We start from the raw sequence: 16,480 nt of genomic DNA, 5'->3' as shown, positions 1-16,480 counted from the left end.
GACATCTGCCAAAATTGCTTTTGGAAGTGTCACTAGGTAGGGGTTTGGTCGGGAGGAGTTTGTTTCAACACCCCTCCTGGAGTGGGGCGGGTTGAAAGGCCAAAGGGTGTCAAAACTACGTTGACGCTTGTGGGTTTCAACACCCCTCCTGGAGTGGGGCGGGTTGAAAGGCAAGGGCTGGCTCAGGGAAACTAGCTCTTTCGACTAGTTTCAACACCCATCTCGGAGTGAGGCGGGTTGAAAGACCTTTATGCAGGCATATAAAACATTTTAGGTGGGTTGAAAGGCGCACTTCGTTCGGGATTTTCCGTAACTGAAGCAATACCAATAAATAAAAGCTATTATTGTAATAGCTTCCAATGCCAATACACGATGATGATTAGGTAATTTGGCAAGACGGACACCAATTTGGCAAGACGGACACCAATTTGTCAACGCGGTCAAATAATCTGGCAAGTGACAGTACAACAATCGGGATGACTGGATTCGAACCAGCGGCCCCTTCGTCCCGAACGAAGTGCGCTACCAAGCTGCGCCACATCCCGCCACAAAAGCGGAAAATACGGTTTTGGGGAGATCCCAAGTAGAGCAATTTTCCAAAAAAATGGCAATCTAACTCTACAGTACCACAATCAGTACAAAATAACAAACTTTTTCTCTTCTACAAAGGTCTTTGCTTGCTACCATAAGATTTGTATAACTAAAATGGTAAAAGTAGACTGTGACTGTAAAACCAGACTGGTTGAGAGTGAAAGCACCTCAATGGGAGCGTGTTGGTAACGTTAAGGAGATTTTACGGGATTTAGCCCTGAATACTGTTTGCGAAGAAGCTTCCTGTCCCAATATTGGGGAATGCTTTAACGCGGGTACTGCCACATTTCTGATTATGGGTCCAGCTTGCACCAGGGCTTGTCCTTATTGTGATATTGACTTTGAAAAGAAACCCCAAGCATTAGATCCCACCGAACCCACAAGACTAGCGAAAGCAGTGGAACGGATGCAGCTTAATCACGTCGTGATTACTTCCGTCAACCGAGATGATTTACCAGATGGTGGTGCATCTCAGTTTGTTCACTGTATTAATGCTATTCATGAAGTTTCGCCTCATACTACTATTGAAGTATTAATTCCCGATTTATGCGGTAATTGGCAAGCTTTAGAAATAATTCTGCAAGGGAAACCAGAAGTAATTAACCACAATACAGAAACCATTCCTCGCTTGTATCGCCGTGTGCGTCCCCAGGGAGATTATGAGCGGACAATGGAATTATTACAACGTTCTCGCCAAATTTCTCCCAGCACTTACACTAAATCTGGTATCATGGTCGGCTTAGGTGAAACAGATGCGGAAATTCGCCAAGTTATGGAAGACCTACGAAAAGTAGATTGTGATATTTTGACAATTGGGCAATATCTCCAACCCAGTCAAAAACACTTACAAGTATCTAACTTCGTAACACCAGAACAATTTGCAGCATGGCAAACTTTTGGCGAAGAACTAGGATTTTTACAAGTTGTTTCTTCACCATTGACAAGAAGCTCCTATCATGCAGAGCAAGTCAGAGAATTAATGAAACGTTACCCCAGATAGTCAGTTGTCAGTTGTTATTTTACCCTAATGACCAATTCCAAAATCCAAAATTTAAAATCTGTCGTTATTCTTGGTGGGGGTGCTTGGGGTACAGCCTTGGCTAAATTAGCAGCAATTAATGGTAATCAGGTGCATTTATGGTCACGTTCTGACTGCCAACCTCTAGAAAAAGTATTAGAGGATAAAAATGCTCAAGTTATCTTGTCGGCTATTTCCATGAAAGGGGTGAGAGATGTGGCTTCTATGGTGCAGTCTTGTCCCTTATCTCCACAAACAATCTTTGTCACCGCAACTAAGGGACTAGAACCACAAACTACATACACACCTTCGCAAATTTGGCAAGCAGCTTTTCCTAATTCTCCTGTTGTGGTTTTATCAGGTCCGAATTTATCCCAGGAAATTGCCCAGGAATTACCAGCAGCAACGGTAGTAGCAAGTAAAAATACCAATGCTGCCCAAACAGTCCAAATAGTATTTTCTTCCAGTCGCTTTCGTGTTTATACTAATCCTGACCCTGTGGGCGTAGAATTAGGGGGAACACTGAAAAATGTGATAGCGATCGCCGCAGGTGTATGTGATGGGTTACACTTAGGAACGAATGCCAAAGCTGCCTTAGTCACTCGTGGCTTAACCGAAATGGTACGAATAGGTCAGACTTTAGGCGCAAAAACGGAAACATTTTATGGCTTATCCGGTCTAGGGGACTTATTAGCAACCTGCAACAGCCCGTTAAGTCGCAATTATCAAGTTGGTTATCAATTAGCCAATGGAAAAACGTTGCAAGGAGTTATGGCAAATCTTCCAGGCACAGCCGAAGGTGTGAACACTTGTCGGGTATTAATGGAAATCGCCCAACAACAAGGCATTGCTATTCCCATTACCGAGCAAGTTTACCAACTGCTGGAAGGAGAAGTTACACCAAGACTTGCATTAGATAAACTGATGTTACGAGACATCAAGCCCGAATTTGATAATTTTCCTACAGAACAAATATGGTAAATAGGGGGAGAAATGCTGATAGTGTAAGGTGTGCAATTGAAATTAAACGATTACCGCAAAATCCCTGGAAGAAATTTATCAAATTGTCAGGAAATTACTTTTTGAGTGATGTAAATATGACTATGTAGTTTATAAACATCATCACAACTAAATGTATGTTAATAAACAGTTAAAAAAATAACCGTCAATATCTTTAAACATGGTAATATTGACTAGGTAACTCCTAATGGAAACTCTGACTGAAGATTTGCAGAGCTATTTATTCAATTACACAACTACTAGTAACGAACAACTCATTAAGAATGTATTTTTCTAACCTAGTACACTGTGGTGAAAATAACTATCCAGTTAAAACAGTCCAAAAGCTGATAAATTAAGTTTTCTTCTCTTCGACATCTTTGGACTAGTACAAAGTTTTGCAAAGAATTGTACACTGAAGCCCAAACTATGTTATTTCATGACGAAATTACGGAATAGCAACAGTTGATTAGCTGACCGTAATTTTAGCTGACCGTAATCTATTGTTAACTGGAGCCATTTGAGACATCATGCCAGCAACATCTTTTTATAAAAATGCCGCCCAGGAAGGGCAAAATCCTAGTTCACCCTTGGATATTGAAATCAATAATGATGATTTGCCAGATTTAGATATGGCTGCTGTTGAGTCAGACTTAGCCTTAGCCGCGCAAACTAGCCGACGTAGCACAGACTTGGTACGCCTCTATCTGCAAGAAATTGGTCGAGTCCGCTTATTAGGACGAGATGAGGAAGTTGCTGAAGCCCAAAAAGTACAGCGATATTTACGGATGCGGTTATTGCTTGGTGCTGCTGCCACTGAGGGAGACGCTGTAATTGCCCCTTATGCCCGGTTAATGGAGGTACAGGAGCGGTTGACATCAGAACTAGGACACCGCCCTTCTTTGGAACGGTGGGCGACTACTGCGGGGATAAATTTACCTGATCTTAAGCCGACTTTAGCCAATGGGAAAAGACGCTGGGCGGAAATTGCTAATTTAACAGTTGAAGAACTAGAACAAGTTCAAACTCAAGGACTACAAGCCAAGTCCCACATGATTAAGGCGAATTTGCGTTTGGTGGTATCTGTTGCCAAAAAGTACCAAAATCGGGGTTTGGAATTGTTAGATTTGGTGCAAGAAGGGACTTTAGGTTTAGAACGAGCAGTTGAGAAGTTTGATCCTACAAAGGGTTATCGTTTTAGTACCTATGCTTACTGGTGGATTCGTCAAGGTATTACCAGGGCGATCGCTACTTCTAGCCGCACTATTCGCCTACCTGTCCATATTACCGAAAAGCTCAATAAAATTAAAAAGGCGCAACGGAAAATTGCCCAAGAAAAAGGTCGCACTCCGACTTTAGAAGACCTAGCCATTGAGTTGGATATGACAGCTATCCAAGTCCGGGAAGTGCTATTGAGAGTTCCTCGGTCTGTGTCTTTGGAAACGAAGGTAGGGAAGGATAAAGATACTGAATTAGGAGAATTACTGGAGACTGATACGATTACGCCAGAGGAGATGTTGATGCGAGAATCTTTACATAAGGATTTGCATAATCTTCTTGATGATTTAACCAGTCGAGAACGGGATGTTATTTCGATGCGCTTTGGCTTGTCCGATGGTCATGCCTACTCTTTAGCAGAAATCGGTCGCGCCCTTGATTTATCACGGGAAAGGGTCAGACAAATTGAATCCAAGGCTTTACAAAAACTTCGCCAACCTAAACGTCGTAACCTAGTCCGCGACTATCTAGAGTCGTTAAGTTAGAAGGTAAGAGGTAAGAGGCAAGAGGCAAGAGGCAAGAGGCAAGAGGCAAGGGGCAAGAGGCAAGAGGCAAGAGGCAACTGACAACTGACAACTGACAACTGACAACTGACAACTGACAACTGACAACTGACAACTGACCACTAGCAAATATTCTCAATAAGCAATGATTGTTGCAAATCAAGCCAAATATTTGTTATATTCTCAATTAATGAGCTTTGTTGAGAAAATTTAGTATGACTGTCTACACAACTGGTTCACTTAAAGCAGAGTTAAACGACCGTGGCTGGCGTTTAACTCCACAGCGCGAAACAATTCTACATATTTTTCAGGAACTCCCGCAAGGTGAACATTTAAGTGCAGAGGACCTATATCATCGTTTAGAAACTGATGGTGAAGGGATTAGTTTATCAACTATTTATCGCACTTTAAAGTTAATGGCGAGAATGGGGATTTTACGGGAGTTGGAATTGGGTGAAGGGCATAAACATTATGAAATTAATCAGCCTTATCCCCATCACCATCATCACCTCATTTGTGTTCGCTGTAATTCGACTATTGAGTTTAAGAATGACTCAGTTTTAAAGATTGGCGGAAAAACAGCGCAAAAAGAGGGGTTTCATTTATTAGATTGTCAAATGACAATCCATGCCGTGTGTCCTAAGTGTCAAAGAGCGCTGATGCCAATTTAATAACTAAGGCAAGAGGCAAGAGTAATTACCAATTACTAGTACAGCACGGCGTAAATAAACCAACCATTTCCAAAAGCCAAAAAGCCTATGCAGTCTTAATTTTGACTTTTGACTTTTGACTTCCATTCTGCGGTACTAGCCCAAAATTTGGAGGATGAATCAAGTCGTGGGGAATCTGATGATTTGGAGAAAGCGGGGGATTAAAAACTTCCGCTTTTAATATCTTTGAGACTGATACCATAAAATTCTTGAGCGCGACTAATTGCTTTTTTGGTATCAGATGCCATCATGCCGTTGATTTGACCTTTATAGAAACCTTTTTCCTGTAGTCGTCTTTGGATTTCTAGAGTGGTGAAATCACTTTTGGCAGAGTTTTTAACTAAACTGTGTAACTTAGAACGGGTAGTTTGTCCAGCCAGTCCATTGATTTCTAGTTTGTGTTGTTTTTGAAAGCGTTTTACGGCATCAACTGTGTTAGAACCATAGTAACCATTGGGCTGATTTTGGAGAAATCCGGCGGTGATTAATTGTGCTTGGAGAATTCTGACGGCTTCACCGCGATCGCCTAAACTAAGTATATCTGGGTGATCTAATTTTTGAGAAGTAGTTGTTTGATTTTCATCGGTAACATCTGGTAATTTGGCTAGTGTGGATTTACCGACAACACCATCAACTGTGAGTTGATAAGCTTTTTGGAATCGTTTTACCGCTTCGTGAGTAATTGGACCAAAAATGCCTGTGGAATTACCATAATAAAAACCAGCGATTTTCAAGCGTTCTTGTAAAACTTTGACATCTGCACCTTCATCACCTTTGCTGAGGAGATTGGGGTCTTTGCGCTTGTTATTCACGGAAATAATATTATTTGAGATAGTGGGGGTTATCGGGGCTGTACTGATAACTTGATTATTGGCGGTTTTAATTTGAGATATTTCATTTTGTTGGAGACTGTTTACGGTAGCAGCGTTATCATTTTTTTCTAAGGCGAAAACACTACTAACACTATTCAAAATAGATATAGTTAGAGCCAGAGGAATCATGTATTTCCACGCACTACTAGAAAAGAGTTGCCAATTTGGTGGGGCTGTTGTTTTGAATAAAGAACTGAGGGATATTAACTCAGTGGTTTCTTCGTCTTGATTGGCAAAAGCTAAATGTAAATACGCAAGATTTTCCATATCCAGTTCCTAAATGAAATTATTTTTCTTCGATAGTTGCTTCCGCTTGATGCACCAAATTGCGGAGGTTTTCGAGGGTTTGTATATTCACATCCTGCCATAAGCCGCGTTGATTGGCTTCTAGTAATCTTTCCGCAATATCGCGTAATGCCCAGGGATTCTTGTCATGAATAAATTCACAAACGGTAGCGTCTTCTAAATAAGCTTCTACAACACCTTGATACATATAATCTTCGACACATTGGGCGGTAGCATCGTAAGCGAAGAGAAAATCTACGGTTGCAGCCATTTCAAATGCACCTTTATATCCATGACGCATGACTCCAGCTATCCATTTAGGATTAACGATGCGGGAACGATAAACCCTGGCAATTTCGGCACTAAGTTGGCGGATTTTGGGTTGAGATGTGTTGGAATGGTCGCCAAAGTAGGTTTGGGGATTTTTACCTTGGAGAGAACGCACGGCTGCGGTTAAACCACCCTGAAATTGATAATAATCGTCGGAATCGAGTAAATCGTGTTCTCGGTTGTCTTGATTGTGGAGGACGATTTGCATTTGCTTTAAGCGTTGTTCAAAGGCTTCTGCATTTTTGTTCCCTGTTCCCTCACTAGAAGAATAGGCGTAAGCACTGCAATTTGTGTAAGCTTGGGCTAAATCCTGATCATTTTCCCAGTTTTGGGAGGCTATTAGTCCCTGGAGTCCTGCACCATATGCCCCTGGTTGAGAACCAAAAACGCGATATTCCGATCGCTCTTGGGCTACTTCTAAAGATAAACCTTCTTGAGTCCATTGTGCTGTTTCTTGACGAACTGTATCTGCTAAGGGATTTTGGTCTGGTGGTTCATCTAAAGCTGAAACGGCTTTCACTGCTTGATCAAATAAAGCGATTAAATTGGGGAAAGCATCCCGGAAAAACCCGGAAATTCTTAGGGTGACATCCACACGGGGACGACCGATAATCGCCAAGGGTAAAATTTCAAAATCTACTACTCGTCTTGCTGCACCATCCCACACGGGTTGCACACCAAGTAAAGCTAAGGCTTCGGCTATATCATCACCACCAGTCCGCATGGTGGCTGTTCCCCACACTGATAAACCCAGGGTTTGGGGGTATTCTCCATGTTCTTGGGTGTAGGTTTCAATCAGGGTTTCAGCGGCTTTTCTGCCAATGTCCCAGGCGGTTTCTGTGGGTATGGCGCGAATGTCAACGGCGTAAAAGTTTTTACCTGTGGGTAGAACTTCGGGTCGTCCGCGGGTGGGTGCGCCAGAAGCCCCGCTGGGAACGTATTTTCCGTCAAGTCCCCGTAGGAGGTTTGTGGTTTCTTGGTTGGTTTTTTGTAGGGCTGGGAGGAGTTTGTCACTGATCCAATCCGTAGGGGCGCAGGGTCTGCGCCCAGAGATAACTTCTTCTACTAAATGGGCGGCTTCTATTTCTAGGAGTTCGACGACATCGCCGATGATGTGGCAGGATTTAAGTCTCTCGCAGAGGCGCAGAGGCGCAGAGAGGGGGGTTGAGAAGTTGTCGGTGAGGGGGTCTATGTCTATTTGCCACTGTTTGGCTATGGCGCGGGTAATGCCGATAGAATGGCGGTTGGGGATGCGGGCGATCGCTACTATTAGGTCTCGTAGTTGGGTTCCTTGGGGACATTGACCGAATATGTGTAAGCCGTCGCGGATTTGGGCTTCTTTGAGTTCGCACAAGTAACCGTCTAGGGAGTTTAAGATCAGGGTTTCAAAGTTGGCGATGTCTTCGGGGTTGGTGATTCCTAAGTCTTTGTACAGGTTTTCTTTGATGACGAGTTCTTGAATGCGATCGCGTATTGTTGGTAATCTGGAAGGATCTAAACTTTCGGCTTCGTAATATTCATCAATAAGATTTTCTACTTGTTGCAATGGTCCATATAATTCTGCCCTTGTCATTGCTGGTGTGAGGTGATCAATGATTACGGCTTGGGCGCGTCTTTTTGCCTGTGAACCTTCTCCGGGATCATTAACAATAAATGGATATAAATGGGGCATTGGTCCCAAGGCAATTTCTGGATAACAAGTATTAGATAAGGCGACACTTTTTCCTGGTAGCCATTCTAAGTTGCCATGTTTTCCTACATGAACTATGGCATCTGCTTGAAAAGATTCTCGTACCCAATCATAAAAGGCTAAATAATTATGTGTTGGTTCTAAATCGGGGGCATGATAATTTAAACTAGGATCAAGATCGTAACCTCGTGATGGTTGAATACCAACAAAAACATTACCAAATTGAATTCCAGAAATTGTCCAATTTTGGATCGCGTCTAAAATAGGTTGTCCCCAACGGGCAATAATTTGTTTTTGGATATTTATTGGTAGGGTGGAAAAATAGTTTTGATATTCTGCTGCTGACAAACTTTGATTTATTGGTTTCCAATCTTTTCCTTCGGGATCATTGGTAACGCTAGATGTGAGAATTTGAATTAATTCGTCTCCAGTTTCGGGAATAGTTCCTAATTCATAACCAGCTAACTTTAAGGCTTTGAGAATTTCTACACAACTAGCAGGAGTGTCCAGTCCTACGCCGTTGGCGAGCCGTCCGTTGGTGTTGGGGTAATTTGCTAAAATTATGGCTATGCGGCGTTCTTGGGGCGGTTTTACCCGCAATCTTACCCAGTTTGCAGCCAGTTGGGCGACGAATTGAATGCGATCGCTCACGGGTTCATAAACTACGACATCGGTTTCTAGTTTATTATTCCGAGTTTGTAAGGTTTTGAAAGACACAGCCCGACTAATAATTCGCCCATCTACTTCTGGTAATGCCACATTTATGGCAATATCACGGGGTGTTAAACCTTGTGATTCTGATTCCCATTGTTCAACGGAACTAGCACAAAGAATTACTTGCAAAACCGGGACATTTAATTTTTCCCAAAGTTCGGTTTGTGGTGTTTCTGTTTCTAAACTTGCTAGGGAGAAACTGGTGGTATTCATCAACAAGCTAACAGAATGATCATCTTTTGCTGCTAATAATTCACATAATTGATTACTAACACCAGGTTCGCGCAATGAAGAAACAAAAACTGGTACAGGCTGTAAATTTTTCTCTATCAAAGCATTACATAAAGCATCAATAACTTTAGTGTTTCCTGCTAAATAATGGGCGCGATAAAACAAAATCCCCACTTTAGGCTGACTCCTGACTGGGCGCAAGCCCTGCGCCCCTACATCCTGACTTATTTCGTACAATCCTACGCGGGGAACAGGTTGTGGTTGTGGGGGATTAAACGCCGTTGATAAGGATGTATCAGCAATAAATTGCAAGGCATTGAGGAAATTTTCTGTACCACCTTCTTGAAAGTATTGCCAAATCTTCTGGACGATTTCTTGAGAAACCGTAGATTTGGAAATTAAATCAAAATCAAGTCCGTCATCTCCTGGCATGACAATTAGAGTTGTGCCATTACGTTGTACAATTTCTTGTACGACTTCTAAACCATAAGCCCAGTATGAACTTCCTCCTATGAGACGAAGCACAATAACTTGGGCGGATTCTAAAACTTGTTCACTATAAGCATCTATACTTATTTGTTGCTGTAGTTGTAATAAGTTGGCTACCCTGATTTCGGGGAATTGACTAGGTAATTTAGGAACTACAGCCGCTAGGGTTTGAATATCAGTATCGGCTGCTGTAATCAATACGAAAGGGGCAGGAGTTTGTTCGAGGAAAAATAAACCTTCAGACTGATTTAATCCGCCTGGTGTGGCGCTGATTCTGTGCATAATTGGTAATTTAATGATGGAAATTTTTAGAGGATGTTTTAAAAGTTTTGGCTGACTAGAAGTCTCCTTGGTATCAACATATTTTCAGAGAAGGTGAGAATCGCGGATTCTAAGGATTAAAGAATTACACAGATTTTGGTTATCTTAGCAAATGAAAAAAATCTGTGTAATCAGCGTAATCCATATAATCCGCGATTCTCGCTTTTTTATTTGTTACTTAAGGGACTTCCAATTAAAAAAATACCCAAAAATTTTTGTGGTGCGGGCATCTTGCCCGCTAACCATCAAGGACGGGCAGGATGGCCATCCCACAAAATTGGGTAATTTATTTTTTGGTGTTCCCTAATACTAATCTCTTAAATGTCAAACTCTTACAAGAGCATCCGGTAAGCGTAAAGCTCAGTGTCTTTAGACCTGAGATACAAGCAACTCGTGTCGTTTCCCTCTCAGGGAGCCAAGCCACTGAGTTTCCCACTTACCGGGTATTCTTATGAATAATAAACTCAAACTTATTAAACGACTTGGATATGGCTTTCGCAACTTTAGCAATTTCAGATTACGCAGTTTATTAAACTGGCACTTTAGTATTAATTATCCATAAAAGTAGCGCAAGAGCCGAAAAAAATGGTGATCCGCATATTAATAGACTACAAATAAAGATGATTATTAAAATACCTCAGTCACATTAATATGCACATCAGGAAAAGCTAAAATTGATAAAATTTGATTTTTGACTAACTTCTGTACATCTTGATAAACTCCCTGGAGAGGATTTCGATATACTTCTACAACCTCTTGATTAACATCTAATAACCAAACTTCAGGAATATTTGCTTCTGCATATAAAGGAATTTTCACTTCCCGATCATATTTTACCGTTGTATCAGCAACTTCTATTAACAAAAATATATCTTCTGGTTGGGGGTGTGAATTTCTATAAAAATCTGGACGTGGTTTTAATAATGCTATATCTGGCTGGGGTTCAGAGGTTTCATCCAATTCTACAGGATTTTGAGGTGCAAGCACTATTTGCTTTCCGAGAAGCTGAATCAGCAAATTAACTAATCTATTGACACAACCAGCGTGTCTTCTGCCAATAGGTGACATATCAATCATTTCCCCCCGAATTAATTCTAATCTATCATTTTCTGACAAAATACCAGATTCAGCCATTTGGTGAAATTGCTTAACTGTAAATTGGTGTCTGACTAATTGTAAAACCATTGTCACCTCTATTTGGATTTTAATTGAGATGGATAAAACTAGGGAATATATTAGATATTTTACATTTTTAAAGTTGTAATTGCTTCTTGATCCTGCGATTTATTCTTGTGGTGGGTTTGCCCTAAAATTGCTGTAAGTGCGATAGCGAAGAACGAACTAGGAATCGCTTCCAATACCAATAACAGAGTTGTAGAATTATTATACAGTGTATAAATTATTTTATCGAACAGAATTCAGGAGTCAGGAGTCAGAATTCAGAATGAATTCTGTGCGAGTGGCGGATGAATAACTGGGTTTAAGACCCCCACCAAATCGTAGATTTGGTGGTCTTTAATCAGTCGCAGGTTTGAATCCTCGACTGATTGATTCTGACTCCTGGCTACTGACTCCTGACTCCTTCTTCAACCTAAAGAGCGATCGCTTGTTGAGCATTCTATCAACTCTTAATCTGTCCAGTATATAGTTGTTCATTTTTTTTTGTAAACATAACTATAGATTATTCTACTTCATCTTTTGTATATAATTAAGGGCGGGGAAACCCCGCCCCTACAGGCAATCTTGCCGAAATTAACAACAAGAATTAATTTGAAAGCCTAACTAAAAGTATCTTACTTCTGAGCTTCAGCAATGGGAACCCACTCAGTGTGGAAAGATCCTTCTTTGTCAGTTCGTTTGTAGGTGTGAGCGCCGAAGTAGTCCCGTTGTGCTTGAGTTAAGTTTTGTGGCAAGCGATCGCGGCGGTAACTATCGAAGTAATCTAGAGAAGCACTGAAAGCTGGAACAGGAATACCCAATTTAGCAGCAGTGACAATTACTTCCCGCCAAGCAGCTTGTCTATCCAGAATTGTTTGCTTAAATTCAGGCGCTAACAACAAGTTAGGTAAAGCGGGATTTTCGTCAAATGCTTTCTTAATCTTATTCAAGAAACCAGCGCGAATAATACAACCACCTTTCCAAATCCGCGCCATTTCGCCCAGATTTAATTCCCAATTGTAGGTTTTAGAAGCTGTAGATAACAGCGCCATACCTTGAGCATAAGAACAGATTTTGGAACAATAAAGAGCATCACGCACCATGTTCACAAAAGCTGCAATATCACCACCATACTTAGCATTTGGTCCGGTGATGACCTTAGAAGCAGCAATCCGTTCATCTCGAATTGAAGAGAGAATTCGAGCATTTACCGCTGCTGTAATTGTCGGAATAGCTACACCCAATTCTAAAGCAGTTTGTACAGTCCAACGACCAGTTCCTTTTTGACCGGCTGCGTCAACAATCAAATCAACGAGAGGAATTTTGGTGTCTGGATCTACGTAGGGGAAAATATTCGCGGTAATCTCAATCAAAAATGAATTGAGTTCGTCAGTTGTATTCCATTGAGCAAAGACTTCATGGAGTTGTGCTGCACTTAAACCAGCCACATTTTTCAGCAAATCGTAGGCTTCTGCAATTAACTGCATATCACCGTACTCAATACCGTTATGAACCATTTTCACATAGTGTCCAGAACCACCAGGACCAATGTAGGTTACACAGGGACCATCATCAACTTGAGCCGCAATTTTGTTGAAAATGGGAGATAGGTACTCATAAGAGCTTCTTGTCCCACCAGGCATGAGAGAAGGACCATTCAACGCGCCTTCTTCACCGCCACTCACACCCATACCGATATAGCGTAAACCGATGGGTTCTAATTCTTGAGTGCGTCTATCGGTGTCTTCAAACCAAGAGTTACCACCGTCAATAATGATATCACCTTCTTGGAGTAAAGGCTTAAGCTGTTGGATTACCGCATCAACAGGCTTACCAGCTTGTACCATCACCAAAATTTTGCGGGGACGTTCCAATGAGGCGACAAATTGTTCGAGGCTAAAAGCGGCTCTAACGTTCCGTCCTGGGGCGCGGTGCGCCATGAAGGCATCGGTTTTTTCACGAGAGCGGTTGTAAACTGCAATTGGGAAGCCATTTCTTTCTACGTTAAGTGCGATGTTTTCGCCCATAACTGCTAATCCAATCACACCAAAGCTTTGTAGTGTCATAGTTCAGTTTAAATCTTTTGTTTGGGTTTGGCTCTTTCTCTTGCAGATCCTTTCTCTTTAAGGGTAGTCCGAGATTTTGGCTTCACTCCTAAAGAAGATATTAAGAGTTTTTCTAAAATTTAAGAAATCATCACTCACATCAATGAATTAATTTTAATTTGTATCGAAGTCCACAATTTAGTCCCAAATTTTGCAAAATTAAAATACATATAGCAGGAGTTCAGGAGTATGGCTAACGCCACGCTTCGCTATCAGGAGTTCAGAAGGAAGAAATTTCTCCCCTACTCCCCCTACTCCCCCTACTCCCCCTACTCCCCCTACTCCCCTACTCCCCCTACTCCCCCTACTCCCCTACTCCCCTACTCCCCCTACTCCCCCTACTCCCCTACTTCCCCTGCCCCCTGCCCCCTGCCCCCTGTTCCCTTTCTCGAATTAAATAGTAAGGAGGATTAAAAAATGCTGGCTTATTTTCTAGCGTTGGTAATCGGTTTTGGCAGTCTCGCCATTTATCTATCAGCCTTCTTTTTTCCAGAAATCCATCGCAAGAATGATTTCATCTGGAGTGGCGTTGGGTTATTCTACGCTTTAGTGTTATGGATTTTTGCATCTCGAATTACTGGAGGGCTATTACTAGGTCATGTAGCTAGTGTGGCAATGTTGGTATGGTTTGTGGCACAAACCCTTTCATTACGGCGACAACTTGCTCCCGCAGGACAACAAACTCCTCTCCCCAGTCCTGAGCTAATTAAGGTGAGTTTTCAAGAACAAATGTCAAAGTTTTCTGTAAAAGAGAAATTTGGACAGTTATCAAGCTTTGTTGCTAGTGTGTTTGGTGGTGCTAAGGCGAAAATACAGCAGACTGTGAATAAAAAGCCTGTAATTAAAACTGCTGCAGAGATTTTGCGAACAAATGGAACTGAAGCAACGCCACCATCAGTATTACCAGATGAGTCGGTAACTGCTACCCCAGCAATGACAACTGAAACTTCGTCTGAGGAGACTTTTGCTCAATCTTCTATTTTAGAAGTGGTAGAAGTAGCACCAACTCCACCCACTGTCATAGAGGAAGAACAGGTAATTCCGCCAACAGCACCGGAAACTGTGGTAGAGATCACTCAAACTGAGGTGGTGATTTCCGAGTCATTTATCACAGGAGAAACCGAAACTGTAGTCGAGATCATTCAAACTGAGGTTGTAATTTCCGAAACTCCTACAGCAGGGTCAACTGAAGCTGTGGTAGAGATAATTCAAACTGAGGTGGTTATTGCCATAGAAGAAACTAGCGAAACGGCAGATGCACCAGAAATAAGTTCCCCAAATCCAGTGACATCAGAGTTATTAGCCGCAGAAGCAGCCGACAAGTCTGATATGACCATTGAGGAAGTTAAACCAGTTGGGGAAGCATTGCCAGAACAAATCCCACTAAATAAACCAGTCGAGGAGTAATTAAGAGGATTTACGCTGCTGATTCTAATAAATCAAAGGAATCTGGGTAGTTTATGATACTGCTGCCGCTGGATTAAGTCCCAATTGGGATAATAAACGGTCAATATCAAAATGCTCAGACATAAGAGAGCGAATGCACTCTATTTTAATTGGTTCATGAACACGAACTTGACCAAAGGTGCGATCAATTATCTCTACTGTGGTGAGAGTGTCTAAATCCACGGATAAAATCGGGATTTCTAACTCTTCAGCGCGGTTGAGGATAAAGGCAGGGGGTGGCAGTTGTCCAGTCAGGATGAGGCATTGGGTAGATGTTTCTAGGGCTGCTTGTTGAATTTCAACGCGATCGCCCCCTGTGACTACTGCCATGTTCTGACGTTTGCGGAAGTATTTGACGGCGGAGTTGACGTTCATCGCCCCAATGGCGAGACTTTCGACTAATAAATCTAGGCGATCGCTCCGACAAAGAACTTCCGCGTTTAACTGCTTGACTAATTCCCCAACGCTGACACTGCGGAGGACATCACTTTTGGGCAGTGTTGCTAGGACAGAAATCCCCTGTTTTTCCAGGAATGGACGTAAGAGTGTGTGAACTAACTCTAATTGTTCGTGAGGGACTTCGTTAATGACGACACCCATTAACCGTTTACCTAATTGCTGTTTAGCAAATAATAAGGCCTCAACAGAATTTAGTGATTGATAACGACTAATTAACAGTACAGGAGCATCTAATTTTTCTGCTAATTCCAGTAAGGATAATCCAAATAAATTTCCTTCTGATAAGTTAGCAGGCCCTTCTAAGATTACCAAATTACTCTTTGGTATTTGTGAATACTTTTGTACTAGTAACTCTTGATAGTTAGTTGTATCTTCTCCCTGTAAGCGTTTCTGGACGGTAATTTCATCCAAAGATAATAAGGTGGGAGCAATGCGGTTGTCTGGCAGGTTAAGGTTATGAGTAATGAACTGGACATCTTCTTCAACTACTGTTCCCGCAGATGTCTTGACAAAATTACCCAAAGGTTTGCCATAAGCAATATCCAAACCTTTTTGTTTTAGCTGATGAGACAAACCTAAAACTGTTGCAGATTTGCCACTGTAAGCTTCAACTGATCCAACCAGCAAGTATTTAGCAAGTGTTGGCACGTATGCACTCCTAATTTCAAAAGTTTGTACAACTCAGCTAGGTGTCTACTAATTTTAGTGCAATAGGCGGAAGGTAAATAGCAATAGCTATCCTAATTGTCTAAATTTTCAAAATTAAATGGGAATAAATCTAGCTGTGGTAGCTATTGTAGCGATTTTGATCAAGATAAAAATATCTGTTTAAATAAATATTTTATGTTTCTTGGTATATACAAGCGATTATATTGAAGCTTTGATTTCTTCTCATGTCATTACCGAAAAGACGGGACACAAGCCCCGTCCTTCCAGGACGGCTTTATGTTAAAATTTGGTCATAGTCGCCATAGGGCATTGGGAGACTTTAAACGGACATGGAGGGACGATAAGACCACTTGTGGCGTGTTCTGGCGAAGTGTCAAAAATCACCGCACCTTCAGGTCGGTGAGTATGTCAATATTACCATTAATCCAGAACTAAAAGCAGCACTTTTAGAAATTACTGAAGCTGAAGGTATATCTCCTGATAGTTTCATTGGTAAAGCTATTTCCGCGCACTGCGTTCTTATTTGATGGCAAAGAATCAAACAGGTTATACCGATGAGGAAATTTTTGAGATAATTTCATGAAGCTAGTTCTAGATACTAATGTTCTGATT

At 41.6% G+C, this 16,480-nt stretch carries 12 protein-coding genes, 1 tRNA gene and 1 pseudogene; 7 read left to right on the top strand and 7 right to left on the bottom strand.

All coding sequences use genetic code 11. The features are described 5' to 3' along the window. Positions 1-471 precede the first annotated feature (471 nt). A tRNA-Pro gene (locus FJR37_RS22240) sits at positions 472-545 on the bottom strand. A gap of 176 nt (positions 546-721) precedes the next feature. On the opposite strand from FJR37_RS22240, the gene lipA reads away from it, so the two are divergent. The 4 genes from lipA (at position 722) to FJR37_RS22220 (ending at position 5,060) form a co-directional block, all read left to right on the top strand. Beyond that, positions 722-1,591 (top strand): lipoyl synthase, encoded by an 870-nt coding sequence (gene lipA, locus FJR37_RS22235; RefSeq protein WP_053540474.1) that lies wholly within the window; start codon positions 722-724, stop codon positions 1,589-1,591. A gap of 27 nt (positions 1,592-1,618) precedes the next feature. Continuing rightward, positions 1,619-2,590 carry an NAD(P)H-dependent glycerol-3-phosphate dehydrogenase gene (locus FJR37_RS22230; protein ID WP_168467142.1) on the top strand — a complete coding sequence of 324 codons (972 nt, stop codon included), beginning with the start codon at positions 1,619-1,621 and terminating at the stop codon, positions 2,588-2,590. 548 nt (positions 2,591-3,138) lie between these two features. Next, complete coding sequence (sigC, locus tag FJR37_RS22225; RefSeq protein ID WP_039203605.1) at positions 3,139-4,371, top strand: RNA polymerase sigma factor SigC; 1,233 nt, start codon at positions 3,139-3,141, stop codon at positions 4,369-4,371. Positions 4,372-4,604: 233 nt separating this feature from the next. Then, on the top strand, positions 4,605-5,060 hold the full coding sequence (locus FJR37_RS22220; protein ID WP_027404555.1) for a Fur family transcriptional regulator: 456 nt from the start codon (positions 4,605-4,607) through the stop codon (positions 5,058-5,060). Between the two features lie 200 nt (positions 5,061-5,260). On the opposite strand, the gene FJR37_RS22215 is transcribed toward FJR37_RS22220, so the two are convergent. Both FJR37_RS22215 and cobN read right to left on the bottom strand, forming a co-directional pair. Continuing rightward, the gene (locus FJR37_RS22215; RefSeq protein ID WP_168467141.1) at positions 5,261-6,238 is read right to left on the bottom strand and encodes a peptidoglycan-binding protein; all 978 of its coding nucleotides are present in this window, start codon (positions 6,236-6,238) and stop codon (positions 5,261-5,263) included. A 19-nt stretch (positions 6,239-6,257) separates the two neighbouring features. Beyond that, positions 6,258-9,992 (bottom strand): cobaltochelatase subunit CobN, encoded by a 3,735-nt coding sequence (gene cobN, locus FJR37_RS22210; RefSeq protein ID WP_168467140.1) that lies wholly within the window; start codon positions 9,990-9,992, stop codon positions 6,258-6,260. Positions 9,993-10,482: 490 nt separating this feature from the next. Between cobN and FJR37_RS22205 the strand changes: the two are divergent. After that, positions 10,483-10,593 (top strand): annotated as a pseudogene (locus tag FJR37_RS22205) (transposase); the annotation flags it as partial. A 65-nt stretch (positions 10,594-10,658) separates the two neighbouring features. On the opposite strand, the gene FJR37_RS22200 reads toward FJR37_RS22205, so the two are convergent. The 3 genes from FJR37_RS22200 to gndA all read right to left on the bottom strand — a co-directional run bounded on the left by FJR37_RS22200 (position 10,659) and on the right by gndA (position 13,255). Beyond that, entirely contained in the window at positions 10,659-11,216 is a 558-nt protein-coding gene (locus tag FJR37_RS22200) for a Uma2 family endonuclease (protein ID WP_053540480.1), read from the bottom strand. A 330-nt stretch (positions 11,217-11,546) separates the two neighbouring features. Beyond that, entirely contained in the window at positions 11,547-11,687 is a 141-nt protein-coding gene (locus FJR37_RS22195) for a hypothetical protein (protein ID WP_168467139.1), read from the bottom strand. Between the two features lie 137 nt (positions 11,688-11,824). Continuing rightward, positions 11,825-13,255: an NADP-dependent phosphogluconate dehydrogenase gene (gene gndA / locus FJR37_RS22190; RefSeq protein WP_168467138.1), complete on the bottom strand. Its 1,431-nt coding sequence runs from the start codon at positions 13,253-13,255 to the stop codon at positions 11,825-11,827. A 456-nt stretch (positions 13,256-13,711) separates the two neighbouring features. On the opposite strand from gndA, the gene FJR37_RS27840 reads away from it, so the two are divergent. After that, entirely contained in the window at positions 13,712-14,701 is a 990-nt protein-coding gene (locus tag FJR37_RS27840) for a Ycf66 family protein (RefSeq protein ID WP_168467137.1), read from the top strand. Between the two features lie 51 nt (positions 14,702-14,752). On the opposite strand, the gene FJR37_RS22180 is transcribed toward FJR37_RS27840, so the two are convergent. Further along, a complete protein-coding gene (locus FJR37_RS22180) occupies positions 14,753-15,847 on the bottom strand; it encodes a phosphotransacetylase family protein (RefSeq protein ID WP_168467136.1) in 1,095 nt (364 codons plus the stop codon). A gap of 371 nt (positions 15,848-16,218) precedes the next feature. On the opposite strand from FJR37_RS22180, the gene FJR37_RS22175 reads away from it, so the two are divergent. Beyond that, a complete protein-coding gene (locus FJR37_RS22175) occupies positions 16,219-16,395 on the top strand; it encodes a hypothetical protein (protein ID WP_254434640.1) in 177 nt (58 codons plus the stop codon). The last annotated feature ends 85 nt before the right edge of the window (positions 16,396-16,480 follow it).

It is taken from the genome of Aphanizomenon sp. UHCC 0183 (assembly GCF_009712065.1).
In the GTDB taxonomy this organism is placed as follows: domain Bacteria; phylum Cyanobacteriota; class Cyanobacteriia; order Cyanobacteriales; family Nostocaceae; genus Dolichospermum; species Dolichospermum heterosporum.
This window is presented reverse-complemented; position numbering and strand designations above follow the sequence as displayed.